The sequence below is a fragment of the Micromonospora sp. HNM0581 genome (assembly GCF_012726175.1).
Lineage (GTDB): Bacteria > Actinomycetota > Actinomycetes > Mycobacteriales > Micromonosporaceae > Micromonospora.
In genome coordinates, this window is the sequence record NZ_JAASAD010000001.1 from 248913 (window position 1) to 275440 (window position 26528).

Annotated in this window: 23 protein-coding genes; 9 read left to right on the top strand and 14 right to left on the bottom strand. The window is 71.7% G+C overall.

Annotated elements, in window-relative coordinates:
- The first annotated feature begins 14 nt into the window (after positions 1-14).
- Positions 15-1688, top strand: coding sequence for a copper resistance protein CopC (locus HCA58_RS01125; protein WP_169595851.1), 1674 nt, complete (start codon positions 15-17; stop codon positions 1686-1688).
- Positions 1689-1709: 21 nt separating this feature from the next.
- Here HCA58_RS01125 and HCA58_RS01130 read toward each other — a convergent pair whose 3' ends face one another.
- The 9 genes from HCA58_RS01130 to HCA58_RS01170 form a co-directional block, all read right to left on the bottom strand.
- Positions 1710-1964, bottom strand: a complete 255-nt coding sequence (locus HCA58_RS01130; protein WP_169595852.1) for a hypothetical protein — start codon at positions 1962-1964, stop codon at positions 1710-1712.
- Between the two features lie 10 nt (positions 1965-1974).
- Positions 1975-3021, bottom strand: a complete 1047-nt coding sequence (tsaD, locus tag HCA58_RS01135; RefSeq protein ID WP_169595853.1) for a tRNA (adenosine(37)-N6)-threonylcarbamoyltransferase complex transferase subunit TsaD — start codon at positions 3019-3021, stop codon at positions 1975-1977.
- A 7-nt stretch (positions 3022-3028) separates the two neighbouring features.
- Positions 3029-3481, bottom strand: coding sequence for a ribosomal protein S18-alanine N-acetyltransferase (gene rimI, locus HCA58_RS01140; RefSeq protein ID WP_346775835.1), 453 nt, complete (start codon positions 3479-3481; stop codon positions 3029-3031).
- On the bottom strand, positions 3478-4155 hold the full coding sequence (tsaB, locus tag HCA58_RS01145; RefSeq protein ID WP_169595854.1) for a tRNA (adenosine(37)-N6)-threonylcarbamoyltransferase complex dimerization subunit type 1 TsaB: 678 nt from the start codon (positions 4153-4155) through the stop codon (positions 3478-3480). Before tsaB ends, rimI begins: the two co-directional genes overlap by 4 nt.
- A 60-nt stretch (positions 4156-4215) precedes the next feature.
- Positions 4216-4917, bottom strand: coding sequence for a uracil-DNA glycosylase (gene ung, locus HCA58_RS01150; protein ID WP_169595855.1), 702 nt, complete (start codon positions 4915-4917; stop codon positions 4216-4218).
- A 64-nt stretch (positions 4918-4981) separates the two neighbouring features.
- A complete protein-coding gene (tsaE, locus tag HCA58_RS01155) occupies positions 4982-5470 on the bottom strand; it encodes a tRNA (adenosine(37)-N6)-threonylcarbamoyltransferase complex ATPase subunit type 1 TsaE (protein WP_169595856.1) in 489 nt (162 codons plus the stop codon).
- Complete coding sequence (locus HCA58_RS01160; protein ID WP_169595857.1) at positions 5467-6570, bottom strand: alpha/beta hydrolase; 1104 nt, start codon at positions 6568-6570, stop codon at positions 5467-5469. The genes tsaE and HCA58_RS01160 overlap by 4 nt, the downstream gene beginning before the upstream one ends.
- Complete coding sequence (alr, locus tag HCA58_RS01165; RefSeq protein ID WP_169596151.1) at positions 6567-7685, bottom strand: alanine racemase; 1119 nt, start codon at positions 7683-7685, stop codon at positions 6567-6569. The genes HCA58_RS01160 and alr overlap by 4 nt, the downstream gene beginning before the upstream one ends.
- Positions 7686-7727: 42 nt before the next feature.
- Positions 7728-9197 carry an NAD(P)H-hydrate dehydratase gene (locus HCA58_RS01170; protein WP_169595858.1) on the bottom strand — a complete coding sequence of 490 codons (1470 nt, stop codon included), beginning with the start codon at positions 9195-9197 and terminating at the stop codon, positions 7728-7730.
- Positions 9198-9393: 196 nt separating this feature from the next.
- Here HCA58_RS01170 and HCA58_RS01175 point away from each other — a divergent pair, with 196 nt between their 5' ends.
- Together HCA58_RS01175 and HCA58_RS01180 are read left to right on the top strand one after the other, a co-directional pair.
- On the top strand, positions 9394-9690 hold the full coding sequence (locus tag HCA58_RS01175) for a hypothetical protein (protein ID WP_169595859.1): 297 nt from the start codon (positions 9394-9396) through the stop codon (positions 9688-9690).
- Complete coding sequence (locus HCA58_RS01180; protein WP_346775836.1) at positions 9687-11285, top strand: alpha/beta hydrolase; 1599 nt, start codon at positions 9687-9689, stop codon at positions 11283-11285. Before HCA58_RS01175 ends, HCA58_RS01180 begins: the two co-directional genes overlap by 4 nt.
- Before the next feature lie 11 nt (positions 11286-11296).
- Here HCA58_RS01180 and glmS read toward each other — a convergent pair whose 3' ends face one another.
- Positions 11297-13210: a glutamine--fructose-6-phosphate transaminase (isomerizing) gene (gene glmS, locus HCA58_RS01185; protein ID WP_169595860.1), complete on the bottom strand. Its 1914-nt coding sequence runs from the start codon at positions 13208-13210 to the stop codon at positions 11297-11299.
- Between the two features lie 157 nt (positions 13211-13367).
- Between glmS and HCA58_RS01190 the strand changes: the two genes are divergently transcribed.
- Positions 13368-14588, top strand: a complete 1221-nt coding sequence (locus HCA58_RS01190) for a pyridoxal phosphate-dependent aminotransferase (protein ID WP_169595861.1) — start codon at positions 13368-13370, stop codon at positions 14586-14588.
- Between the two features lie 27 nt (positions 14589-14615).
- Here the strand turns inward: HCA58_RS01190 and glmM are convergent, their stop codons facing one another.
- From glmM to HCA58_RS01210, 4 genes are all read right to left on the bottom strand, one after another.
- Complete coding sequence (glmM, locus tag HCA58_RS01195) at positions 14616-15968, bottom strand: phosphoglucosamine mutase (protein ID WP_169595862.1); 1353 nt, start codon at positions 15966-15968, stop codon at positions 14616-14618.
- Between the two features lie 133 nt (positions 15969-16101).
- Positions 16102-16566 (bottom strand): 30S ribosomal protein S9, encoded by a 465-nt coding sequence (gene rpsI, locus HCA58_RS01200; protein WP_169595863.1) that lies wholly within the window; start codon positions 16564-16566, stop codon positions 16102-16104.
- A 20-nt stretch (positions 16567-16586) separates the two neighbouring features.
- Positions 16587-17030 carry a 50S ribosomal protein L13 gene (gene rplM / locus HCA58_RS01205; RefSeq protein WP_169595864.1) on the bottom strand — a complete coding sequence of 148 codons (444 nt, stop codon included), beginning with the start codon at positions 17028-17030 and terminating at the stop codon, positions 16587-16589.
- Between the two features lie 209 nt (positions 17031-17239).
- A complete protein-coding gene (locus tag HCA58_RS01210; protein ID WP_169595865.1) occupies positions 17240-18607 on the bottom strand; it encodes a nitrate/nitrite transporter in 1368 nt (455 codons plus the stop codon).
- 286 nt (positions 18608-18893) lie between these two features.
- On the opposite strand from HCA58_RS01210, the gene HCA58_RS01215 reads away from it, so the two are divergent.
- The 5 genes from HCA58_RS01215 to HCA58_RS01235 are packed head-to-tail and all read left to right on the top strand — an operon-like array spanning position 18894 to position 26455.
- Positions 18894-21062 carry a molybdopterin oxidoreductase family protein gene (locus HCA58_RS01215; protein ID WP_169595866.1) on the top strand — a complete coding sequence of 723 codons (2169 nt, stop codon included), beginning with the start codon at positions 18894-18896 and terminating at the stop codon, positions 21060-21062.
- Positions 21059-22504: an FAD-dependent oxidoreductase gene (locus HCA58_RS01220; RefSeq protein WP_169595867.1), complete on the top strand. Its 1446-nt coding sequence runs from the start codon at positions 21059-21061 to the stop codon at positions 22502-22504. Before HCA58_RS01215 ends, HCA58_RS01220 begins: the two co-directional genes overlap by 4 nt.
- A complete protein-coding gene (nirB, locus tag HCA58_RS01225) occupies positions 22501-25023 on the top strand; it encodes a nitrite reductase large subunit NirB (protein ID WP_169595868.1) in 2523 nt (840 codons plus the stop codon). Before HCA58_RS01220 ends, nirB begins: the two co-directional genes overlap by 4 nt.
- Entirely contained in the window at positions 25020-25367 is a 348-nt protein-coding gene (gene nirD, locus HCA58_RS01230) for a nitrite reductase small subunit NirD (protein ID WP_169595869.1), read from the top strand. Before nirB ends, nirD begins: the two co-directional genes overlap by 4 nt.
- Entirely contained in the window at positions 25367-26455 is a 1089-nt protein-coding gene (locus tag HCA58_RS01235) for a uroporphyrinogen-III synthase (RefSeq protein WP_169595870.1), read from the top strand. Before nirD ends, HCA58_RS01235 begins: the two co-directional genes overlap by 1 nt.
- Positions 26456-26528 lie beyond the last annotated feature (73 nt).

The window sequence follows — 26528 nt, forward strand, 5'->3', positions numbered from 1 at the left end:
GCCACACCCGACCGATGACCCTCCGTACCCGAGCCGCCGCCCTGCTCGGGCTGACCCTCACCGCATTGTGCGCCGCCCTGGGCCCCACCGGCCCAGCGGCGGCGCACGCAGTTGTGGTCACCACCACCCCGCAACGCGACGAGGTACTCGGGTACGCGCCGCGCGAGGTGCTCGTCACCTTCAACGAGAACGTCGGAGTCGTTCCCGGCCGGGTGCAGGTCCTCGCGCCCGACGGCAAACGGATCAACGTCGGCGAGCCCGAGGTCCGCAACGGCACGATCCGGATCGCACTACGGCCCTCAGATCGTCCGCTCGGCACCTACCTGGTCAGTTACCGGGTCATCTCGGCCGACAGTCACCCGGTCGCGGGCAGCTTCACCTTCGCCGCCGGAGCACCGTCGGCGACCCCTCCCGAGCCAGCTCTGGCAGAGTCCGAATCGCCGGCCAGCGTGCTGGTGCCGACCGCCAAGTACTTCGGCTATCTGGGTCTGCTCCTGGCCGTCGGCCCGCCGCTGCTCGCAGGCACCATGTGGCCCCGCCGACGCTCCCGACGGGGAGCGACCATCGTGGCGCTGGCCGGGCTCGGACTGGTCGCCGCCGGCACGCTCGGCACCTGGGTGGGACAGGCGGCCCAGGTGGTCGGCGCGCCGGTGGGGCAGCTCACCCCCGCCGACCTGCGGGCAGTGGCGGACACCGACATCGGCGTGGTGTTGGCGGCCCGGTTGGCGCTGGTCGGGCTGGCCGCAGCCCTGTTACCCGCGGTGATGCGGGGATCCGGTGACCGTTCGTCGGCCGGTCGTCTCGTCGGCCGGCGAGTGAGCACCGGCGCCCTGGTGGTGACCGCTCTGGCCGGCTTCGTCACCTGGCCTCTGGCCGGGCATCCGGTCGCCTCGCCACTGCCCCCGGTGAGCATCGCGTTGGGCACCCTGCACGTCGCCGCGATGGCTGCCTGGCTGGGCGGGCTACTCGCGCTCGCCGCATTCCTGGTCCGAGGCACCCATGAGCGGGTACTCGCCCGGATCCTGCCGGCCTGGTCCCGGCTGGCCACGCTCGCGGTGGCCTGGCTCGTCGCCGCCGGCTTCGGTCAGGCCGTGATCGAAATCGGCCGCCCCTCGGCGTTGTCGGGCAGTACCTACGGCCGCCTGCTGCTGGCCAAGGCGATCCTGCTGGCCGGGGTGCTCGCGGTGGCGGCCGGGCAGCGCCGGCTGATCCGGCGCCGGATCGCGGCGCTCCGGCCCCGGCGGGTCGCCCGGGCCGCCGGCGTGGAACTGGCCGTGACCGCGGTGGTGCTGGCGCTGACCGCGGTGCTGGTACAGACGCCGCCAGGTCGGTCCGCCGGCACGGCGGCAGACGGGGTGACCAGGGAGGGCGTCGCGCAGTCGCTCACCACCGACCTGTTCACCTTGCAGTTCGACATCTATCCGGCGGTCGCCGGGACCACGAACAGTCTGCACGCGTACGTCTACACCCCGCAGGCGAAGGAGTTGCCGGTGGCGGAGTGGACGGTCACCGCCGCCCTGCCGGAGGCCGGCATCGAGCCGATCACAGTCGACGTGTTCGCGTTGGAGCCGCACCACGGCAGCGCCGAGATCCACTTCCCGGTCGCCGGTGAGTGGACACTGCGGGTGAGCGCCCGGACGAGTGAGATCGACCGTTCCACCGCCACCACCACGGTGACCATCCGCTGACCTGACCAGCTCGCTGACACCTCAGCGGTCGACCTGGGTGAAGTCCCAGAAATGCGGCTGCCGGGCGAGCAGCATCACCGGCGGGTCGGGTAGTGGCTGCGGACTGCTGCGCCACTTGGAGATCACCACGACCCGGTGGTCGGTGGAGGAGAAGACCTCGCTGGACAGGTGCAACGGGTCGTGCGCGAACTCGGCCAGTGCACTGTCACAGACCCAGGTGATCAGGTCGGCCAGCGCGTACGGCTCCGCCCGCGCTTCCCACATCCGTACGATCACGTCTTCCTCCTCAGACGCTGACAGTGGTCACCGGCATGGCTGAATCGGCGGGCAGGTCGAGTCGGCTCGGCGCGACACCCGAAGCGACCAGGTGCGCGCCGAGGGCCGCCACCATCGCGCCGTTGTCCGTGCACAGCCCCGGTCGGGGTACTCGAATCCGAATGCCGTGCCGGGCGGCCCGCTGCTCGGCCACCGCCCGCAACCGTGAGTTGGCCGCGACTCCCCCGCCGATCACCAGCGTCTGCACTCCCCGGTCACGGCAGGCGTCCAAGGCCTTGTCGACCAGCACGTCGCAGACCGCCTCCTGAAAGGACGCGGCGACGTCGGCGACCGGGACCGGCTCGCCGGCCCGCTGGCGGGCCTCCACCCACCGGGCCACCGCGGTTTTCAGCCCGGAGAACGAGAAGTCGTGGCGGTGCGCGGCGAGATCCTTGGCGGCGGTCAGGCCACGTGGGAAGGCGATCGCCGCCGGGTCACCGGCCCGCGCCTCCCGGTCGATGTACGGTCCACCGGGGAACGGCAGGCCGAGCAGCCGAGCCACTTTGTCGAACGCCTCGCCGGCCGCGTCGTCGATGGTGGCGCCCAGCGGGGTCACGCCCCGAGCCAGGTCGTCCACCAGCAGTAGCGACGAATGGCCGCCGGAGACCAGCAGTGCGATCGCCGGTTCGGACAGCGGACCGTGCTCCAGGGTGTCCACCGCGACGTGCGCGGCGAGATGGTTGACACCGTAGACCGGCTTCTCGGCGGCGACCGCGTACCCTTTCGCCGCAGCCACTCCGACGAGCAGCGCCCCGGCCAGGCCGGGCCCGGCGGTGACGGCTATCGCGTCCACGTCGACGAGCGTCACCCCCGCTTCGGTCAGCGCCCGCTGCATGGTCGGCACGATGGCCTCCAGGTGTGCCCGGCTGGCCACCTCCGGCACCACCCCACCGAAGCGGGCGTGCTGGTCCACGCTGGATGCCAGCGCGTCGGCGAGCAGGGTGTGTCCGCGTACGACGCCGACACCGGTCTCGTCGCACGAGGTCTCGATGCCGAGGATCAAGGGTTCGTCAGCCATTGTTCGCTCAGTCCTGGGTACGCTGCATCACCAGCGCGTCGGTGTTGCTCGGTTGGTAGTAGCCACGCCGCACGCCGATCGGCTCGAAACCGTACGTGGCGTAGAGCCGCTGAGCCGGGGCGTTGTCGGCGGCGACCTCCAGCAGCACGTCCCGTACGCCGCGCCGACCGGCCTCACCGAGCAGTTCCTCCAGCAGCAAGCGACCGATCCCCCGGCGCTGCGCGTCCCGCCGGACCGCGATGTTCTGCACCCATGCCTCGTCAGGCGGGGCGACGGCGAGCCCGGCGTAGCCGAGCACCGCGCCGTCGTCGTCGATGGCCACCCGGTAGTAGTGCCCGTGGGACAGCTCGTTCCAGAACATGGCCGCCGACCACTGCTCGACACCGAACAGATCAGCCTCGATCGTCAGCACCTCGTCGATGTGCCACCAGCGGAACCGGGCCGGCAGCGCCCGGCTCACGGCAGCACCGGCTTACGCGCGGTCGCGGCCACCGCATCGGGTCTGCGCAGGTAGAGCGGGGTAAGCGGATCAGAGGCCGCACCGGCCCGGACCTTCTCCGCGGCCAGGACAGCCAGCGCATGCGCATCCGGGTAGCGGGGTTCGGCCAGTAGCGGCAGACCCAGCACCTCGGCGTAGCGGTGGGCACCATCACCGACGGCGGCGGTCGCGCCCAACTCCCGGGCCCGGTCAGCGGCCACCGTGGGCATGCCGACCTCCGGCCCGACGACGCGTTCACCGGCGCCGCCGTACACCGCCCAGTAGATCTCCCGACGCCTCGCGTCGCTCGCCGCCAGCACCGGCGCACCGGTCACCGCCGGGTGACCGATGGCGTCCAACGAGCAGACACCGTACGCCGGGATGTCGAGCACCTGTCCCATGGTGGCGGCGGTGACCAGGCCCACCCGCAGCCCGGTGAACGGGCCGGGCCCGAGCCCGACGACGATCGCGGTCAGATCGACCGGCCGGGCGTCGACGTCGGCCAGCACCGTGTCCACCTGCGGGGCGAGCAGTTCGCCGTGCGCGCGGGCGTCGACGGTGCACCGGTGCGCCCGGGTGACGACCGCGTCCGCGGTGACCTCGACGAGCGCCGCGGTCACCGCCGGAGTCGAGCTGTCCACCACGAGTACGAGCACGGTGAACCAGCCTAGCCGTACCCCGTCCGGCAACGCCGCGCCGCATCCCGCAGAGGTGGCTCAACCAGCCGGGCGTTCCCAGTCGACGGTGGGCAGGCCCGCGTCGGCGAGCGCCTTGTTGGCCGCGCTGAACGGGCGACTGCCGAGGAAACCGCGAGGATTCATCGGGCTGGGATGACCGGCCTCAAGGACCACATGCTGCGGACTGCCGACCAGCGCCGCCTTCTTCCGGGCATAACCACCCCAGAGCAGGAACACCACCCGTGACTCCAGCGCGTCGAGTGCCCGGATGGTCGCGTCGGTGAACTCCTCCCAGCCCTGGTTGGCGTGCGACCCGGGCGAACCCTGCCGCACGGTCAGCACCGAGTTGAGCAACAGCACACCCTGCGCCGCCCAGCCGGCGAGGTTACCGCTGCGCGGCTTCGGCACGCCCAGATCCTCGCCCAGTTCCTTGAAGACGTTACGCAACGAGGGTGGCACGGCCACCCCCTCCCGCACGCTGAAGCTCAACCCGTGGGCCTGGCCGACCCGGTGGTAGGGGTCCTGGCCGAGAATCAGCACCCGGCAGGCCGACGGCGGGCACAGCCGGTAGGCCGTGAAGAGGTCCGCCACCGGCGGGAAGACCGTGGCGGTGGCGTACTCCCGGGCGACGAACTCGCTCAACGCAGCCGTACGGGCCGCGTCGAGATGAGGGCTGAGCACCGCCCGCCACTCGTCGGGAAGCAGCGCCAGCAGGTCGAGGGCGGGGGTGTCGTCGGGCATCGGCAACCTCTCACCGGTAGGAACGCACGTCTGCGGGCACTGTAGGCACCGGGTACGACAGGGCTCAGCCCCGGGCGGGGAAGGTCACCAGGCGCTGCGCCCAGTCACCACCGACCGCCTCCAGTTCCGCTGTCCGGGTGTCGTCGTCGTGCCGATGCAGGCGGATCCGCAGGTGGGCGTCGGCCAGGTGCTCGACAAGTCCTTCACCCCACTCGACCACCGTCACCGACTCGTCGACCGACGCGTCCAGGTCGAGGTCGTCGATCTCAGCGCGGGGATCTCCCGCGTCGCTCAACCGGTACGCGTCGGCGTGCACGAGCGCCACCGCCCGCCCACCGGTCGGATCCGGGCGGTGCAGACGGGCGATCACGAAAGTCGGCGAGGTGACGTCACCGAGCACCCCCAGGCCGGCGCCGATCCCCCGGGTCAGCGCGGTCTTGCCGGCACCCAGCGGTCCGGTGAGCAATACCAGGTCACCGGCGCGCAGCAGTCCGGCCAGCCGCTGCCCGAAGGCGTACGTCTCTGCCACCGTCGGCAGCACGAACCCGGTCACGACCCGTCCCGACCACAGCTGCCGAGGAAACGGAGCAACGCCGCATTCACCTCCTCGGCATGCTCGAGCATCACCACGTGGCCGCTGTCCGGAACCCTGACGAACTCGGCGTGCGGCAGCCGTCGGACGATTTCCTCCGAATGGGTCATCGGTGTGATCATGTCCTTGTCGCCGACGATCACCAGCACCGGCGTGTTGACCAACGCGGCGAGTGCCGGGAACCGGGAGTGGGACGCCAGGGTACGCAGGTAGCGGGTCACCGTGTCGGCGGAGGTGCGCGAGTTCATCCGCTCCACGTACGACACCAGCGCGGGGCTCGGACGAGTGGTGCCGAACCCGTAGCGGCGGGTCAGCAGCCAGGCCACGTTGCCTGTCGAGCGGCGAGCCCTGTCGATCACCGCCCCGCCGTAGCGGGTGACGTTGCCGGCCATGTAGAGCACCGGCGCGCCCACCCGGCCCAGCAGGGCCGGCGCGACCAGTTTCGTCTCGGCAAGCAGCCCGCCCGACGTGGCCATCAGCACGGTCCCCACCACCCGGTCACCGAACATCTCCGGGTACAGCTCGGCCAGAGCCATGATGGTCATGCCACCCATCGAGTGACCAACGAGCACGAGTGGCCCCGCCGGGGCAGCCTCGTCGATCACCCGGCGGAGGGTGCGGCCGAGTGCGGTCAGGTCGTACTCGCCGCTCTCCAGTCGACCCGAACGGCCGTGTCCCGGCTGGTCGTACGCGACGATTCGGTGTTCACCGCGTTCGGCGAGCAGTTTGCGCTGGAAGTGGAAGGTGCCCATGTCGAGGCAGAAGCCGTGCACCAGCAGCACGGTCGGGTGGCGCTCGACCGGCCGGGTCGGCTCGACCACCTCGACGTGGATGTCGGTACCGTCGGGCATCTCCAGCAGGTACGCCTCGTCGTACCGCTGATCGCCGAAGGCCTCCTCGGCGTACGGGTCGGTGGGGTCCGCCTTGAGTCGACGGACCAGGGCGCGTTCCGTGGCGACGCCGGCGGCCAGTCCGGCGGCGGCCACCCCGAGCGCCGCACCGACCAGGCCGGCTGCCTTCCCGGCGGTGGTCCGGGGTCGTGGAACGTGCCAGCCGGTCATGTCCGATCGCCGTCGTAGACACGGGGCACCCGGGTGCTGCCGAACCGGGTGACGATCTCGTAGTTGATGGTGCCGACCGCCTCGGCCCAGTCGTCGGCCGTGGGTTCACCGTCGGATCCGCTGCCGAACAGGACCGCCACGTCGCCGGCAGCCACCGCGTCGTCACCGCAGTCCAGCACGAACTGGTCCATACAAACCCGACCGGAGATGGTCCGGCGAACCCCGCCGAGCTGCACCGGACCGGTGTTCGAGGCGTGCCGGGGCACCCCGTCGGCGTAGCCGAGCGGCACCACGGCCAGATTCGCCGCGCGCCCGGTGGTGTAGGTGTGGCCGTAGGAGACACCCGCGCCGGCCGGCACCCGCTTGGTGAGCATCACCCGGGCACGGGCGGTCATCGCCGGCCGCAACCCGTACCCCCCACCGGTCACCGGGGAGAGGCCGTAGACTGCCAGCCCCGGTCGGACCAGGTCGAAGTGGGTGTCCGGCCGGGTCAACGTGGCCGCCGAGTTGGCCAGGTGCCGGTAGCGTGGACGCAGCCCGGCGCGCTCGACCATGGCCAGGCCCTCGTGGAAGACCGCAACCTGCCGATCGGTGGTGGGGTGACCGGGCAGGTCCGCGTACACGAAGTGGCTCCACACCCCGACCACCTCGACCAGCCCGTCGGCCTGCGCCTTGGCTGCGGCGTCGAGCAGCGTCGGCCAGTCGGCGACCGTCGCGCCACCCCGGGACAACCCGGTGTCGATCTTGAGGTGGAGGCGAGCGGGACGCCCGGCGGTCCGGGCCGCCGCCACCATCTCGTCGAGCTGCGGCAGACTCGCCACCCCCAGATCGACGCCGGCGGTCACTCCGGCGTGCAGCGGCAGACCCGGCGCGAGCAGCCAGGCAAGCACCGGTGCGTCGATCCCGGCCGCACGTAACGCCAACGCCTCGTCCAGCGTGCAGACGCCAAGCCAGTCCGCCCCCGCGTCGAGCGCGGCGCGGGCCGACGGAACCATCCCGTGCCCGTAGCCGTCGCCCTTCACCACCGCCATCAGCTCCGCGCTGGTGCCGGCCCGCAGCCGGTCCACGTTCTCCCGGATCGCATCCAGGTCGACACGTACCTCGGCCTGCCACATGTCCCCCACCCTACTTTCCACGCTGATCAGCACCACGGGTACTCAGGACAGCCGGGCCAGCACCGGACGCAGCGCGACGGCGACATCCCGCGCGGTCACCGGGCCGCCCCGGGCGGCTTCCCGTCCCGCCAGCCCGTGCAGGAACGCCGCCGCGGCGGCGGCCCGCTCGGCCGGCAACCCCGCCGCGAGCAACGAACCAAGCAGGCCGGCCAACACGTCGCCGGTGCCACCGGTGGCCAGCGCGGGGGTGCCGGTCGGATTGGCGTACGCCCGCCCGTCCGGCGTTCCGACCACCGTGCGATCCCCCTTGAGCAGCACCACCGCGTTCATCCAGGCGGCCAGTCGGAGCGTGGCGGCGACCCGGTCGGCACCCGGCTCCTCCCCGCAGAGGCGGGTGAACTCGCGATCGTGCGGGGTGACAACGATCGGCGCGTCCCGCTGGCGGAGCTGGTCGGCGAGCGAACCGTCGACGAGCAGCGTCAGCGCGTCGGCGTCCAGCACCACCGGCACCGGCGCGGCGAGCACGGTCCGCAGTTCGGCGGCGGCCCGCTCGTCGGTTCCCAGTCCCGACCCGCACACCCAGGCCTGCACCCGGCCGGCATCGGAGACCCGGCCGCTGGCGATCACCGAGGGGTGCTCGCGAACCACCTCGTCCCGGGCGCCTCCGGCGTAGCGGACCAGCCCGGACGGGCCGGCGAGCGCCCCGCCGACGGAGAGCACCGCCGCGCCCGGATACGTCGCGGAGCCGGTGGCCACCCCGACCACACCACGGGAGTACTTCTCCGATCCGGGGCCGAGCACCGGCCACCAGTCGGTCACGTCGGACCTTTCCACGACGTGCAGCGCGGGGCTGCCGCGCAGCCACGGTGCCAGCCCGATGTCGACGAGTTCCACCTCGCCGGCCAGCGCGGCGGCGGGGCCGACCGCCAGGGCCGGCTTCAACGCGCCGAAGGCCACCGTCACGTCGGCGTGCACCGCGTTCGGGCGACCGGCCGGCGTCAACGGCACCGCCCCGGTGTCCACCGCGACGCCGCTCGGCACGTCCACCGCCACCACCGTCGTCCGCTGGCCGTCGCGCCCCCGGCGCCGTAGCAGACTCCCCGCCGTCTGCTCCGCGGTCTCCCGGAGACCACCGTGGCCGCCGATACCGACGATCCCGTCGAGCACCACGTCGACCACGGCTGGCGGTCGCGGCACGACCCGTCCTCCGGCTGCGCGCAGCGCCGCCAGTCCTTCGCTGTGGGCCCGCCCCGGAGTGAGCAGCAGCGCCGACACATCGGCGCCGCGCCGGGCGAGCCGGGCGCCGGCGTACAGGGCGTCGCCGCCGTTGTCACCGGAGCCGACCAACAGCAGCACCGGTGCGGCGTACACCCCGCCCCGGTCGGCGAGCAGCAGCGCACAACGGCGGGCCAGCCCGGCGGCGGCACGCTGCATCAGCGTGCCGGGCGGCACGGTGGCCATCAGGGCGGCCTCCGCCGCGCGGACGTCCGCGACCCGCCAGACCGGTCTCATCCCGCACCCCGCTCCCCGATCACCTGACCAACCCTACCGGCGTCGGGGCCGCAAGATAGCCGTCGTGTGCACGTCCGGCAATGCCTGTGGACGAACCACGGGTACGCCCCCCGGGTGGTTGTCCACAGGGCACTGTCGTCGGCATCGTCACCGCCTAGCGTCGTCGGGGTCGTACTGATGCCACGCGGGAGGATCGATGGCCGAGGAGACATTGGCAGTACGGCCGGAGCTTCTGCACCGGGTCGGGCGGTCGCTCGATGGCACCGGGCACCGGCTGGCACACGGTATGGCTGGTGGACGGGGGCTTGGCGCACCGGCCCGGGAATGGTCGACGGCGCGGGCGCTCGCCGGCCTGGAAGCGGCTGTGCACGCCTGGTCGGGTCGGCTCGCTGCGCGGGTCGCGGAGACCGGCGACGCGGTACGCGCCGCCGCCGCGGCGTACGAGTCGGTGGACGCCAGGGCCGCCGCCCGGCTCTCCGCCGTGCCCCGGTGAGCGCAGCAGGGGTGGTCGGGTACGCCCAGCTCTCCATGGCCGACCCGGCAGCCTGGCGGGCCACGGGTTCGGCCTGGGCGAGCCTGGCGGGGGTCGCCGAGCGGCGGTCCAGTGAACTCACCGACGATGCCGCCGACCTGCGCGCCGCGTGGTCCGGCAGTGCCGCCGAGTCCGCCGACTCTCGCCTGGCCCGGCTGCGCGGCGAGTTGGTCGCGCTGGTTCCGGCCGCGATCGAGACCGATCAGGTGCTCGCCGAGTTCGCCGCGCGGCTGGTGGCCGCGCGGGCCCAGCTGGCGGCGGCCGTGGCGTTGGCCGCCGCCACCGGAGTGCTCATCGACCGCCGGGGCGGCGTACGCGCCGATCCCGTCCGGATGCAGACCGACCGCACCGGGACTGCGGTGGCCCAGGTGGCCACCGCCCTGCGGGAGGCCCTCGTTCTGGCAGCCACGGCCGACGGGGAGGCCACGGCACGCCTCGCCCGTCTGGCTGAGGACGCCGGAACGGGCTGGACGGCCCAGCCACCGTCGTACCGTCCACCGGCACCAGGCGAGCCAGCCCTGGTGCGACGCTGGTGGGCCGGGCTCACGCCGGCTGAACGCCGCTGGCTGGTGGTGCACGAGCCGGAGCTGACCGGCCGACTCGACGGGATACCAGCCGATGCCCGTGACCAGGCCAACCGGCTGCTGCTCGTGGCCCGGCGAGCGGCACTGGTCGAACGGTGGGAGCAGTTGCTGGCCCGGGTGCCGCGGGGCCCGTTGGAGCTGGCCGGGCTACGTGGCGTCGAGGCCGCGATGTCCGGGCTGGACGCTCTCGTCGCCCGGCTGGAGTCGTCCCAGCAACCACGGGCCTACCTGCTGGGCCTGGACGTCGCAGAGGAGGGACGGGCCGTGGTGGCATTGGGTAACCCGGACCGGGCCACGGATGTCCTCACCTACGTGCCGGGAATGACGGCCGGGCTCGACGACGCCACCGGTGAGCTGGGCCGGGCGCATCGGGTGTTGACCCGTTGCGCGGAACTGGCCCCGGATGCGCAGACCTCGGCGGTGCTCTGGCTGGACTACGACGCCCCGGATTTCCTGCACGAGGCGGCCTGGGACGGGCAGGCTCGCGCAGCCGGGGAGTCACTGCACCGGTTCCAGGAGGGGTTACGGGCCACCCACGAGGGCCCGCCGGCCCGGCAGACCGTGCTCGGGCACAGCTACGGTTCGCTCGTGGTCGGGACCACCGCCCGCGATCACGGCCTCGCCGCCGACGCGCTGGTCTTCGTCGGCTCACCCGGGGTCGGCGTGGCGCACGCGGCCGACCTCGGTCTGCCGCCCGGGCAGGTGTGGGCCAGCAGCGCACCGGACGATGTCATCCGACTGACCCGCCCACCGGACGAACTCGCCCTGCGGGCGGCGCTCGGTGCCTCGCCGGTCGGCGCGATCGCCGGTTGGCTGGCCGGGCCGAGCGACGAACTGTGGTTCGGGCGCGACCCGGCCGGGCCGGGCTTCGGAGGTCGTACGTTCCCCAGCGGCCGGTACGGCCACACCGGCTACTGGCATCCGGACAATCCGGCGCTGGACGGCATGGCGCGGGTGGTTCTGGGTCGGTGACCGGCTGCCGGCTACTCCACGGTGACGGACTTGGCGAGGTTACGTGGCTGGTCCACGTCGTGTCCCCGGGCGGCGGCGATCTCGGCCGCGAACACCTGCAACGGCACCGTCGTCACCAGCGGCGCGAGCAGCGTCGGCGTACGCGGCACGTGGATCAGGTGGTCGGCGTAGCGGACCACCGACTCGTCACCCTCCTCGGCGATGACGATGGTGCGGGCGCCGCGTGCGCGTACCTCCTGGATGTTGGAGACGACCTTGTCGTGCAGCATGCCCCGGCCGACCGGAGAGGGGACGATGCAGATCACCGGGGTGCCCTCGTCGATCAGCGAGATCGGGCCGTGCTTGAGCTCACCCGCGGCGAAGCCCTCGGCGTGCATGTACGCCAGCTCCTTGAGCTTCAGCGCACCCTCCAACGCCACCGGGTAGCCGACGTGCCGGCCGATGAACAACACCGTCGACTCGGTGCGCAGCTCGCGGGCCAGCTCGCGGACCGGCTCGATCCGCCCGAGCAGCTCGCGCAGCTTGTCCGGCACCTGGTGAAGCTGGTCGACCACGGCCGCCACCTCGTCGGCGTACTTGACGCCACGCACCTGCGCCAGGTGCAGGCCGATGAGGTAGCAGGCGATCACCTGGGTGAGGAACGCCTTGGTGGAGGCCACCGCGATCTCCGGGCCGCCGTGGGTGTAGAGCACCGCGTCGGACTCCCGGGGGATGGTGGAGCCGTTGGTGTTGCAGATGGCCAGCACCCGGGCCTTCTGCTCCTTGGCGTGCCGCAGCGCCATCAGGGTGTCCATGGTCTCGCCGGACTGCGAGATCACCACGATCAGGGTGGACCGGTCGAGCACCGGGTCGCGGTAGCGGAACTCGCTGGCCAGCTCCACCTCGCAGGGGATCCGCGTCCAGTGCTCGATGGCGTACTTGGCCACCATTCCGGCGTGGTAGGACGTCCCACAGGCGACGATGAAGATCTTGTCGACGTCGCGCAGATCCTGGTCGCTGAGCCGAACCTCGTCGAGCATGATCTCGCCGGTCTCGGTCAGCCGCCCGAGCAGCGTGTCGGCGACGGCCTGCGGCTGCTCCTCGATCTCCTTGAGCATGAACCAGTCGTAGCCGCCCTTCTCGGCGGCCGAGGAGTCCCAGTCGATGTGGAAGTCCTTGCCGGTGGCCGGCTGCCCCTCGAAGTCGGTGATCTCGATGCTCTCGCCGGTGATCAGCACGATCTGGTCCTGACCCAGCTCGACAGCGTCCCGGGTGTGCTCGATGAACGCGGCGACGTCGCTGGCGAGGTAGTTCTCCCCGTCGCCGCGACCGACGACCAGGGGTGAGTTTCGGCGCGCACCGACCACCGCGCCGGGAACCGCCGAGTCGACGGCGAGCAACGTGAAGGCGCCCTCCAGCCGTTGGCAGACCACCCGCATGGCCGCGGTCAGCAGCTGCGGCCCGTCCGGCTGGCCCGCCGCACGCAGGTCGGCCAGTGCCGCGGAGAGCAGGTGGGCGGCACACTCGGTGTCGGTGTCGCTGGTGAAGGCGACGCCCTCCTCCTCCAGTTCGGCACGAAGTTTGGCGAAGTTCTCGATGATGCCGTTGTGGATCACCGCGACCCGCCCGTCGGGCGACAGGTGCGGATGGGCGTTGCGGTCCGTGGGGCCGCCGTGGGTGGCCCACCGGGTGTGTCCGATGCCCGTGGTGCCGTCGCCGATGCCGATCGGACTGGCGCCGCAGCCGGCCGGATCCTCGGCGGCCCGCTCGGAGAGCACCTTCTCCAGGTTTGCCAGCTTGCCGGCCTTCTTCTCGGTCAGCAGCTCCCCGTCGCAGACGACGGCGACCCCGGCCGAGTCGTAGCCGCGGTACTCCAGCCGCCGCAAGCCGTCGAGCACGATACCGAGCGCCGGTCGGGCACCGGCGTAACCCACGATTCCACACATGGGTCGCAGCCTAACCCAGCATCACTCACGACGCCTGCTCGAAAGCGGGGTAAACAATCAGTCCACCTGATCGATTCGGTGATGGCGATCATCGGCACGACAAAGCACGCACCCGAGTGCGAGCGGGTCGGAAGATCGCACCCGTAACCTGTCGAACGTGACGAGCAGCGATGTCGACCCGTTGGTGACCCGGATGCGCCCGTTCGGGACGACGATCTTCGCCGAGATGTCATCCCTCGCGGTACGTACCGGCGCGGTGAATCTCGGGCAGGGGTTCCCGGACACCGACGGCCCGCCCGAGATGCTCACCGCCGCGGCGCAGGCTCTGGCCGCCGGGCGCAACCAGTACCCACCCGGCCCCGGCATCCCCGAACTACGGGCAGCGCTGGCGGCACACCAACGCCGCTTCTGGGGTCTGGAGTACGACCCGGACAGCGAGGTGGTCGTGACCGCCGGTGCCACCGAGGCCGTCACCGCAGCCATGCTCGCCCTCTGCGAACCCGGCGACGAGGTGGTCTGCTTCGAGCCGTACTACGACTCGTACGCCGCCTCGATCGCCCTGGCCGGCGCAGTCCGGCGACCGGTGACGCTACGCCCCGGCTCCGACGGGCGGTACGCGTACGACCCGGACGAGCTGCGGGCCGCCTTCGGTGCGCGTACCCGGCTGGTGCTGCTGAACTCACCGCACAACCCGACCGGCAAGGTGTTCACCCCGGACGAGCTGACCTTTGTCGCGCAGCTGTGCCAGGAGCACGACGCGTACGCGATCACCGACGAGGTGTATGAGCATCTGGCCTTCACCGACGCCGTCAGCGGGCACGTACCGCTGGCCACGCTGCCCGGAATGCGCGAGCGCACGCTGCGGATCTCCTCGGCCGGCAAAACCTTCTCCTGCACCGGCTGGAAGGTGGGTTGGGCCAGCGGGCCGGCGCAGCTGGTGTCGGCGGTACTGCGAGTCAAGCAGTTCCTCACCTTCGTCAACGCCGCACCCCTGCAACCGGCGGTGGCGGTGGCGCTCGCCCTACCCGACGACTACTTCACCGCCTTCCGGGCCGGTCTGCAGACCCGTCGTGACCAACTGGTCGGCGGTTTGACCGCAGCCGGGTTCGACGTGCTCAACCCGGAGGGCACGTACTTCGTCACCGCCGACATCACCGCCCTCGGTGGCACCGACGGCGTCGACTTCTGTCGTGCCCTACCTGAGCTGGCCGGCGTGGTCGCAGTACCCACCCAGGTCTTCTACGATGATCCCGCGGCCGGTCGCCGACTGATCCGCTTCGCCTTCTGCAAACGCCCCGACGTGCTGACCGAAGCGGTGAACCGCCTGCACCGGCTGCCCGATTTCCGCCGGTCGACGCCACCGCGGTCCGAAGTTTAGGCCGGTACGCACAGCCTCCGTCTTCGCTCAGGCGGGGCTGGCGGTTCGAACGTGGGCGGCGATGCGCTCGGCTACCTCCCGGGCCGTCTGCTCGGTGGCGGCCTCGACCATCACCCGGACCAGTGGCTCGGTGCCGGACGGGCGCAGCAGCACGCGACCAGCCTCGCCCAGCTCGGCCTCGGCCCGCTCGACCTCGGCGCGGACCACCGGTGCGGCGGCGCCGACGGTACGGTCCCCGACCGGCACGTTGATCAGAACCTGCGGCAGCCTGGTCACCACGCTGGCGAGGTCCGCCAGGGGGCGGCCGGTGGCCGCGATCCGAGCCATCAGGTGCAGCCCGGTGAGGACCCCGTCGCCGGTGGTCGCGTACGCCGGCATGACGATGTGTCCGCTCTGCTCGCCGCCCAGGGCGAGCCCGGAGGCGCGCAGTTCCTCGAGCACGTACCGGTCACCGACCTTGGTCTCGACCAGCCGGATGCCCTCGGCGGACATGGCCAGACGCAGACCGAGGTTGCTCATCACGGTGGCGACCAGGGTGTCACCGGTCAGTGTGCCGGCCTCCCGCATGGCCAGCGCCAGGATCGCCATGACCTGATCGCCGTCGACCTCCTCACCGTCGGCGCTCACCGCCACGCACCTGTCGGCGTCACCGTCGTGCGCGATGCCGAGATGCGCCCCGTGCTCCACCACCGCCTGACGCAGTGCCTCGATGTGGTTGGAGCCGCACTCGTCGTTGATGTTGAGCCCGTCCGGCTCGGCGTTGATCGCGATGACCTCGGCACCGGCCTCCCGGTAGACCGCCGGGGCCACCTCGGCGGCGGCGCCGTTGGCGCAGTCGACCACGACTTTGATCCCGTCCAGGCGGTGCGGCGCGGTCCCGGCGACGTGCTGCACATAGTGACTCGCGCCGTCGAGCAGGTCGTGCACCCGGCCCACCCCCGCGCCGATTGGGCGCTCCCAGGCGGTGGTGGCGTTGGCCTCGATGGCCGCCTCGATCCGCATTTCGATCTCGTCGGGCAGCTTGTGCCCACCCGCGGCGAACAACTTGATGCCGTTGTCTGGCATCGGGTTGTGCGAGGCCGACAGCATGACCCCGAGGTCCGCCTTGGCCTCGGCAGTGAGGAACGCCACCGCCGGGGTGGGTAGCACACCCACCCGGATCACCGTCGCGCCGGCGCTGGTCAGCCCGGCCACGACGGCGGCCTCGAGCATCTCGCCGCTGGCTCGGGTGTCCCGCCCCACCACTGCCAGAGGCGCGCGGCCACGGTCCGACTCGGCGAGGGTGTGTGCCGCCGCGATGGCCACCGAGAGCGCCAACTCCGGCGTCAGGTCGGCGTTCGCCCGCCCGCGTACACCGTCCGTGCCGAACAACCGGCCCATACCCACCAACCTCCGATGAACTGCCGATACAGGAAACGTGCCTTGTCGTGAGGCCACGGAAACGGCCGGTCCACCTCCCCGTCGAGGGGAGGCGGACCGGCCGTCCGTCAGAAGTACAAGGTGCGGCTGGAGATCAGCGCTTCGAGTACTGGGGAGCCTTACGGGCCTTCTTGAGGCCGTACTTCTTGCTCTCCTTGACCCGGGCGTCCCGGGTCAGGAAACCGGCCTTCTTCAGGGCCGGCCGGTCGTCGGGCTCGCTGACGATCAGCGCCCGGGCGATGGCCAGCCGCAGTGCGCCGGCCTGGCCGGTGGTGCCACCACCGCGCAGGTTGGCGATGACATCGAACGCCTCGGGCTTCTCGGCGGTGACCAGCGGATCCTTGATCAGCTGCTGGTGCACCTTGCTCGGGAAGTACGCCTCCAGGTCACGCCCGTTGCAGGTGATCTTGCCGGTACCCGGCACGATGCGCACCCGGACGATGGCCTCCTTGCGCCGACCCACGGTCTGGATCGGGCGGTCACCACGAGGCGCGCGCGCGACGGGCGCCGGCGCCTCGGTGGCCTCGGGGGCGACCTCGGTGACGGTGATGTCGGTCATGCTGCTTCCTTCGCCCGCGCTCACTGCGCGATCTGCTTGATCTCGAACGGCACCGGCTGCTGCGCGGTGTGCGGGTGCTCGGCACCGGCGTAGACCTTCAGCTTCTTGATGAGCTGACGGCCGAGCTTGTTGTGCGGGAGCATCCCCTTCACCGCCAGCTCGATGGCCCGCTCGGGGCGCTTGGCCAACAGCTCCTCGTATCCGACCTGCTTGAGGCCACCCGGGTAACCGGAGTGCCGGTAAGCGATCTTCTGCTGGCGCTTGTTGCCGGTCAGCGCGACCTTGCCCGCGTTCACGACGACGACGAAGTCGCCCGTGTCGACGTGCGGCGCGAAAGTCGGCTTGTGCTTGCCCCGCAGCAGCGTGGCGGCGTGGGTGGCCAGGCGGCCCAGCACGACATCAGAGGCGTCGATGACGTGCCACTGACGCTCGATCTCACCCGGCTTCGGGCTGTACGTACGCACAGGTCTACCTTGTCTCGTCGTCGGTCTGGGGTCGCGCGCCGAGGTGACCAGGACAACCCAGCCGGACCAGCGCGCACGAACGACCAAGCGTACCTCAGGCGGCACGCCCACAGATGTCGTACAACAGCAGGCAACGATACCCGCAGCCCCACCGGCCGGTCAAAACGGGGTCCGATCGGCGGGGCGCACGGAGGCCGGCATGACGGCCGTCACACCCCGGCGCGCGCCATCTGACTGCCGGGACGCAGGTACGCGACCCAGGTGATCACGAGCAGCGCCAGGAAGAATCCGACGTAGAAGCGCAGCGCCGGCTGGATGCCACCGTAGGTCGACCGGGCCCAGGCGTAACAGATCGGCACCAGGAAGCCACCGAAGGCACCGACCGCGGAGATTATGCCCAGGGCACCGGCGGCCTGCCGGCGCATCGCCAGCATCACCTCCGGCGTGCCGCCCCTTTCCTCGCCCTTGATCTGGAAGATCCGGCTGATCATCCGGTAGGTCGAACCGTTACCGACGCCGGTAGCCACGAAGAGCAGCAGGAACGCACCGAAGAACAGACCCATGTCGCGCTGCTCGACCGACCAGAGCGCGCCCAGGGCACCGACCGCCATCAGCACGAAACTCGCCACCGTGACCCGGGCCCCGCCGACGAGGTCGGAGAGACGGCCACCGAACGGCCGGCAGAGCGAACCCACCCCCGCACCGAGGAACGCCCAGGCCAGCGCGACGTCCGGCCGCCCGAAAACCGAGTTCAGCAGGGTGGGAAAGGCCGCCGAGTAGCCGATGAACGAGCCGAAGGTGCCGATGTACAGCAGCGACATGATCCAGGTGTCGTGGTGCCGCAGCGACGACCAGACCGGCCGCACGTCGGCCTTCGCCTCGACCAGGTTGTCCATGAACAGGTACGCACAGACCGCCGCGATCACCGCCAACGGGATGTACATCAGGCCGGCTCTGGCCAGCGCGAGTCCACCGCCCAACACGATCACCTGGGGCACCACGAACTGCACGACGGCCACCCCGATGTTGCCACCGGCGGCGTTGAGCCCCAACGCCCACCCTTTCTCCCGCTCGGGATAGAAGAACGAGATGTTGGCCATGCTCGAGGCGAAGTTGCCCCCGCCGAACCCGGCCGTGGCAGCGATCAGCAACAGCGGCACGAAGCCGATCTCCGGATGCTCGACCGCCCAGGCCAGGCCCGCGCAGGGCACGATCAGCAACAGCGCGGAGATGACCGTCCAGTTACGACCGCCGAAGATCGGTACGGCGAAGGTGTACGGCAGCCGCAGCAGGGCGCCGACACCGCTCGGCACGGCGGTCAGCCAGAGCGCCTGACTGGTGGTGAGCCCCCAGCCGGCGTCGCCGAGGCGGACGACGACGATGCTCCAGAGCAGCCACACCGAGAAGCCGATGTGCTCGGCGAAGATCGACCAGATGAGGTTGCGTTTGGCGACGCCGCGGCCTGTCCGCAGCCAGAAGCCCGGATCCTCCGGTGCCCAGTGCCCGATCCACCGCCCCGGTCGGCGGTCCAGGCTCTCTTCTTCGCTTACCGTCGGCTGCTCGCTCGTGGTGGTCATGCCGCCGAAGCTATGGAGCCGCCGTTACCGCGGCGTTCGCCGTTCGGGTCGGCCCGGCAACGGGGATCGCACCACGCGTCGACGACGGCGGTGAGGAGCGGGCCGGCTCGGGCCTGGCGGCCGTTCTCCCCGACCGGGCGGCAGCCTTCCACGATTCAGGATCGACGTTCCACATTGCAGACCTCGCGAACCGTCCCCCAGCCGACGTGCGGTGTGAACGGCTCTTGACAGGACCGAAACAAACGGGACGCGGACCGGAAACTGCCCAACGGCACGCTTTGCCGACATGACAGACGGTGCACGGCCGGCGACGCGACCGGGGCCCACGCCCCGGGAGGTGGCGACCCACTGCCCGTACTGCGCCCTCCAGTGCGGAATGGTCCTCCGGGAGGAGGACGGCACGGTCGGTGTGCTGCCCCGCCAGTTTCCCACCAACCGGGGCGGGCTGTGCCAGAAGGGCTGGACCTCAGCGGAACTGCTCAGCCATCCGGAACGGCTGACCAGCCCCATGCTGCGCGACCCGGCCAGCGGTCAACTGCATCCGGCCAGCTGGGACGCCGCACTCGACCGGATCGCCGCCGGACTTCGCGACGTACAGGAGCGGCACGGCCGCGACGCGGTCGCCGTCTTCGGCGGGGGCGGGCTCACCAACGAGAAGGCGTACGCGTTGGGCCGGTTCGCGCGGGTGGCCCTGCGTACCAGGCACATCGACTACAACGGACGATTCTGCATGTCCTCCGCCGCGGCCGCCGGCACACGCGCCTTCGGGGTGGACCGGGGACTACCGTTCCCGCTCTCCGACCTGGGTCGGGCGGACACCCTGCTGCTTGTCGGCGCGAACCCGGCGGAGACCATGCCGCCGCTGGTGCGGTGGCTGGCCGAACAACGGGAGCGCGGCGGCAAACTGATCGTGATCGACCCCCGAGTCACCGCCACCACCCGGCAGGCCGACCTGCACCTGCAACCACTGCCCGGCACCGACCTGGCGGTGGCCAACGCGCTTCTGCACATCGCTGTGACCGAGGGGTACGTCGACGATGCCTACGTCGCCGCCCGCACCACCGGTTTCACCGCCGTACGACGCACCGTCGCGGGCTGGTGGCCTGCGCGTGCCGAGGCCCTCTCCGGCGTACCCGTCGCCGACCTGGAGGAGGCCGCGCGAGCCCTCGGCACCGCCGAGCGGGCGATCATCCTCACCGCACGCGGCGCGGAACAGCACGCCAAGGGCGTCGACACCGTCACCGGCTTCGTCAACCTCGCCCTCGCCCTCGGTCTGCCCGGCCGCATCGGCTCCGGGTACGGCTGCCTCACCGGGCAGGGCAACGGGCAGGGCGGTCGGGAGCACGGGCAGAAGGCCGACCAGCTCCCCGGGTACCGCAAGATCGACGACATGGCGGCCCGCGCCCACGTCGCGCAGGTCTGGGGGGTACCCGCCGACGAGCTACCCGGGCCGGGCGTGCCGGCGTACCAGCTACTCGACTCCCTCGGTACCGAGCAGGGGCCGCGGGCGCTGCTGGTCTTCGGCTCGAACCCGGTGGTGTCCGCACCCCGCGCCGCCCGGGTCGAGGGCCGCCTCCGCGACCTCGACCTGCTCGTCGTCGCCGACTTCCTGCTCTCCGAGACGGCGGCGCTCGCCGACGTGGTGCTGCCCACCGCCCAGTGGGCCGAGGAGGACGGCACGATGACCAACCTGGAGGGGCGGGTGCTCCGCCGTCGGGCGCTCCGTCCGCCCCCGGCCGGCGTCCGTACCGACCTGGAGATCCTGGCCGCCCTCTCCGCCCGGCTACGCGGAACACCCACACGCCGGACGGTGCCGGGCGACGGCACCGCCCCGGCAGCTGTCGAACCGTCGGGCGAGGTGGAGGCGGCGGACCCGCGCGTGGTCTTCGCCGAGCTGCGCCGGGCCTCGGCGGGCGGCATCGCCGACTACAACGGGATCAGCTGGGAGCGGATCGACACCGCCGACGGTGTCTTCTGGCCGTGCCCGGACGACGAGGGGCCCGACTCCCCCCGACTCTTCGCCGAACGCTTCGCCACCGTCGACGGGCTGGCCCGGTTCCACCCGGTGGAGCACCGGCCGGCGGCCGAGGAGGTCTGCGCCGACTACCCGCTGCACTTCACCACCGGCCGGGTACTCGCGCAGTACCAGTCCGGCACCCAGACACGCCGGGTCGCCGCGCTACGTCGGGCCGCTCCCGAGGCGTTCGTGGAACTGCATCCGGACCTCGCCGAACGGCTGGGCGTCACCGACGGCGAGCCGGTGCGGGTGCTGTCCCGGCGCGGTGAGTTCCAGGCACCGGCCCGGTTGAGCCCGGGTATCCGCCCGGACACCGTCTTCGCGCCGTTCCACTGGGGTGGACGGGCGCGGGCGAACTCCGTCACCAACGACGCCGTCGACCCGGTCTCCGGGATGCCGGAATTCAAGATCTGTGCGGTACGGGTGGAGCGGGCATGACCGGGCACAGCGAGCGGATCGTGGTGGTCGGCAACGGGATGGCCGGCGCCCGGGTGGCGGCGGAACTGCACGCCCGCGGCGAGGACCTGAAGGTCACCGTGCTCGGCGCGGAACCGCATCCCGCGTACAACCGGATCATGCTGTCCACGCTGCTCGCTGGAAAGATCGGCGAGCCGGACGTGGAACTGGCGGAGGTCGCCGGGCGCGGTGTCGACCTGCGTACCGGGTTGGCCGTCACGGCGATCGACCGGGCCGCCAGGCTGGTGCGCACCGCCGACGGTGACCGGATCCCCTACGACCATCTGGTCCTCGCCACCGGCAGCCGGGCAGTGGTGCCGGCACTGACCGGGCTCGACCCCGGTCACCTACCGGAGCGGGTGATCCCGTTCCGCACCCTCGACGACTGCCGACGCATCGTCACCCTCGCCTCGACCGCCCGGCGTGCCCTGGTACTCGGCGGCGGGCTGCTCGGCTTGGAGGCGGCCCGCGGACTGGCTCTCCGAGGGCTCGACGTGGGCGTGGTGCACCGCATTCCGTACCTCATGGACCGTCAGCTCGACCCGGCCGCCGGAGCGGTGCTCGCCGGCACGCTCACCGGGCTCGGTGTGACCACCCACCTGGCAGTGGAGCCGACCGCCGTCCGCGTCGACACCACAGGGGTACGGCTGGACCTCTCCGACGGCCGTTCGCTCGATGCCGACCTGCTGGTGCTCGCCTGTGGCGTACGCCCCGACACCGCCCTGGCCACGGCAGCCGGCCTGGCCGTGCAGCGGGGGGTACTCGTCGACGACCGGCTACGTACCAGCGACCGGCGGATCTCCGCGATCGGTGACTGCGCCCAACACGACGGTACGCTCACCGGGCTGGTGGCGCCGGCCTGGGCACAGGCGCAGGTGGTGGCCCAGCTGGTGACCGGGCAGGACCCACAGGCCCGGTACCGGCCACGACCGGTGGTCACCCGACTCAAGGCGGCTGGTATCGATCTCGCCGCGATGGGTGACCCGGCTGGCGGCCCCGGCGAGGAACTGACGTTCACCGATCCGACTCGGGGCACGTATGCCCGGTTGCGCATCCACGACGGCCGGTTGGCCGCCGCGATCCTGCTCGGCGACAACCCGTCGGTGGGCACGGTGATCCAGCTGTTCGACCGGGGCCAGCCGGTGCCCACCGACCGGCGGGCACTACTGCTCGGCAGAGCCGTCGGCGGGGCCGTCGCCGCACCGGCGGCGTCACCGGCGCTGATGCCGGACGCGGCCACGGTCTGCCAGTGCAACACGGTGAGCAAGGGTGATCTCGTCCGCTGCTGGCGGGACGGAGCCCGCACGATCGACGCCGTGGTCGCCGGTACCCGGGCCGGCACCGGCTGCGGCGGATGCCGCGACGCGGTCGCCGGCATCGTCGACTGGTTGTCCAGAACGGATCCCGTGGAGGTGGGGCGATGACCGGCGGCAACGTGGTCGTCATCGGCAACGGCATGGTCGGCCAGCGGTTCGTGGACGCGCTGCGGGCCCGCGACGCACAACGACGATGGCGGGTCACGGTGCTCGCCGAGGAGAGCCGGCCGGCGTACGACCGGGTGCGGCTCTCGGCGTACTTCGACGGCGCCGACGAGCAGGACCTGAACCTGCACACCCCACACGACGGGGTGGAGTTGCGACTCGGCGAGCCGGCCACCGTCGTGGACCGGAGCCGCCAGGTGGTGACCACAACCCGCGGTGCGTACCCGTACGACGTTCTGGTGTTCGCCACCGGGTCGTACCCGTTCGTGCCACCGGTGCCGGGAGCGGACCTGACCGGTGTCTTCGTCTACCGGACCCTCGACGACCTCGCCGCGATCCGCCGGTATGCGGAGGACCGACGTACCGGTGCGGTGATCGGGGGCGGGCTGCTCGGGTTGGAGGCGGCAAACGCGTTGCGTCTGCTCGGGTTGACCACGAGCGTGGTGGAGTTCGCCCCACGGCTGATGCCGGTGCAGGTGGACACCGCCGGTGGCGCGATGCTGCGCCGCTACGTCGAGGACCTCGACGTGACCTGCCACCTCGGTGTGGCGACGACGGCGCTGCGGCCCGACACGGACGGCTCGGTGACCGCCCTGGAACTCGCCGACGGCGCGGTGCTCGACACCGACCTGGTGGTGGTGGCCGCGGGCATCCGGCCCCGCGACGATCTGGCCCGGGTCGCCGGACTCGACGTCGGTCCACGCGGCGGGGTCCTGGTCGACACCACCTGCCGGAGCACGGACGAACGGATCTACGCGATCGGCGAGTGTGCAGCGGTCGACGGCACCTGCTACGGCCTGGTCGCCCCCGGCTACGCGATGGCCGAGGTGGTGGCCGACCGACTGGTCGGCGGTTCCGCGACCTTCCCCGGTGCGGACACCGCCACCAAGCTCAAACTGCTCGGCGTCGACGTCGCCTCGTTCGGTGACGCGCACGGGACGGAGCCCGGCTGCCTGGACGTCACCTGGACCGATCCGGCCGCCCGGGTGTACGCCAAGCTGGTCCTCTCTGACGACGCCTCGACGCTGCTCGGCGGAGTGCTCGTCGGTGACGCCAGCGCCTACCCCACGCTGCGGGCGAGTGTCGGCGGGCCGCTACCGGCCGCGCCGCTGGCGCTGCTCGTCGGCGACGACGCGGTGGGCGCCACCGCCGGCACCCTGCCCGCGACCGCCCAGGTCTGCTCCTGCAACGCGGTGACCAGGGCGGACATCGACACCGCGATCGCGGACGGTTGCGCGGACGTGGCCGCCCTGAAGGCGTGCACCCGGGCCGGGACGAGCTGCGGCTCCTGCGTGCCGATGCTCAAACAGTTGCTCGACGCGGCCGGCGTCGTCCAGTCGAAGGCACTCTGCGAGCACTTCGACGTCAGCCGGCAGGAGCTGTTCGACATCGTCCGGGTACGCGGCATCCGGACGTTCTCCCGGCTGATCGCCGAGCACGGTCGGGGGCGGGGCTGCGACATCTGCAAGCCGGTGGTCGCCTCGATCCTCGCTTCGCTCGGCAACGGCCATATCCTCGACGGCGAGCAGGCCTCGTTGCAGGACACCAACGACCACTTCCTGGCGAACCTGCAACGTGACGGCAGCTACTCGGTGGTGCCCCGGATCCCGGGTGGGGAGATCACCCCGGAGAAGCTCATCGTCATCGGCGAGGTGGCCCGGGACTTCAACCTCTACACGAAGATCACCGGTGGGCAGCGGATCGACCTCTTCGGTGCCCGGGTGGATCAGCTACCGCAGATCTGGCGTCGGCTGGTGGACGCCGGTTTCGAGTCCGGGCACGCGTACGGCAAGGCACTGCGTACGGTGAAGTCCTGCGTCGGCTCCACCTGGTGCCGCTACGGGGTGCAGGATTCGGTCGGTCTGGCTGTCGCCCTCGAGCTGCGCTATCGGGGTCTGCGTGCCCCGCACAAAATCAAGTCTGCGGTCTCCGGCTGCGCCCGGGAATGCGCCGAGGCCCGCAGCAAGGACTTCGGCATCATCGCCACGGAGACCGGCTGGAACCTCTACCTCGGTGGCAACGGCGGCTTCCGGCCCCGGCACGCCGATCTGTTCGCCACCGACCTGTCCACCGAGACGCTCGTCACGCTCATCGACAGGTTCCTGATGTACTACGTCCGCACCGCCGACCGGCTGCAACGTACCGCCGCCTGGATCGAAGCGATGGACGGTGGCCTGGACCATCTCCGTGCGGTGATCGTCGACGACTCTCTCGGTCTCTGCGCCGAACTCGACGACGCGATGGCCCGGCACGTGGTGTCCTACTCGGACGAGTGGCGCGACGTCCTGGCCGACGCGGACCGGCTGCGCCGGTTCACCTCGTTCGTCAACGCGCCGGAGATTCCCGACCCGTCGATCACCTTCGTCACCGAACGCGGACAACCCGTCCCGGTCGGCGGGCATTCGTCCGACACGCAGGGCCGGCAACCGGTCACGCTCGGCCTGCCGGAGGTACGTCGATGACCGCCGCTACGGCACTGGACTGGGTCACCGTCTGCCCCTTCGATCGCCTGGACCCGGACCGGGGCGTCGCCGCCCTCGTCGCCGGGGTACAGGTGGCCATCTTCCGGACCGCGGACGGTCTGTACGCGATCGACAACCTCGACCCGGTCTCCGGGGCGTACGTGCTCTCCCGCGGCATCGTGGGCAGCCGGGGCGAGGTGCCGACGGTCGCGTCGCCGCTGCACAAGCAGGTGTACGACCTGCGCACGGGGGACTGTCTCGACCTGCCGGGCGTATGCGTAGCCCGGCACCAGGCCCGTTGCCACAACGGCATGGTCGAGGTGCGGCTGCGACAGGAGGGCTGATGCGCGAGGAACTGGCCGGCTTCACCATCGGGGTGACCGCCGACCGGCGGCGGGACGAACTCGCCGCGCTGCTCCAACGGCGGGGCGCACGGGTGGTGCTCGCACCCGCCCTGCGGATCGTGCCGCTCGCGGACGACACCGAACTACGCGAAGCCACCCGGGCCTGCCTGGAACAGCCGCCCGACATCCTGATGGCGAACACCGGTATCGGGATGCGTGGCTGGCTGGAGGCCGCCGAGGGTTGGGGACTCGCCGAGCCGCTACGCGGGGTCCTCGGTGACGCCTACGTGGTGGCCCGGGGCCCCAAGGCCCGCGGCGCGATCCGGGCGGCCGGCCTGTACGACCAGTGGTCACCGGCCTCGGAGAGCTGCGACGAGGTGGTCAACCACCTCCGTCAGCGGGGCGTGGCCGGTCAGGTGATCGCCATGCAGCTGCACGGCGAGCGGCAACCGGAGTGCACCCGTGCGCTGGAGGAGGCCGGCGCCACCGTCATCGAGATTCCGGTCTACCGCTGGGCCCCACCGACCGACCCGGCGCCGCTACACCGGCTCGTCGACCTGGTGGCGGGGCGGCTCGTCGACGCCGTCACCTTCACCTCGGCCCCAGCGGTGGAGGCGTTGCTGCGGGCCTCCGGCGATCGTACGGAGGCGGTGCTGGACGCGCTGCGCGGTGACGTGCTGGCCAGTTGCGTCGGCCATGTCACCGCCGAGCCGTTGGTTCGACGTGGGGTGCCGGTGAGCGCGCCGAGTCGGGCCCGCCTCGGCGCGCTGGTGCGCACCATCGTCGACGAACTACCCCGCCGTACGGTGACCATCAAGGTCGCCGGGCACCTGCTCACTCTGCGCGGCCACGCGGCGGTCGTCGACGGTGAGCTGCGGCCTCTGGCCCCGGCGCCGATGGCGGTGCTGCGGGCACTGGCGCAGGCGCCGGGCCGGGTGCTGTCGCGGACCGCCCTGTTGCGGACGTTGCCACGTGGGGCCGACGAGCACGCGGTGGAGATGGCGGTGGCCCGGCTGCGGGCCGGGCTGAAGGCTCCACGCGTCATCCAGACGGTGGTCAAACGGGGTTACCGCCTCCGCGTCGACTGACGAACGCGCAGCGCAGCGCCACGCCGGGCACATCCGGCACGACGACATGGATGTCCCGCCGACCGGGCCGGGC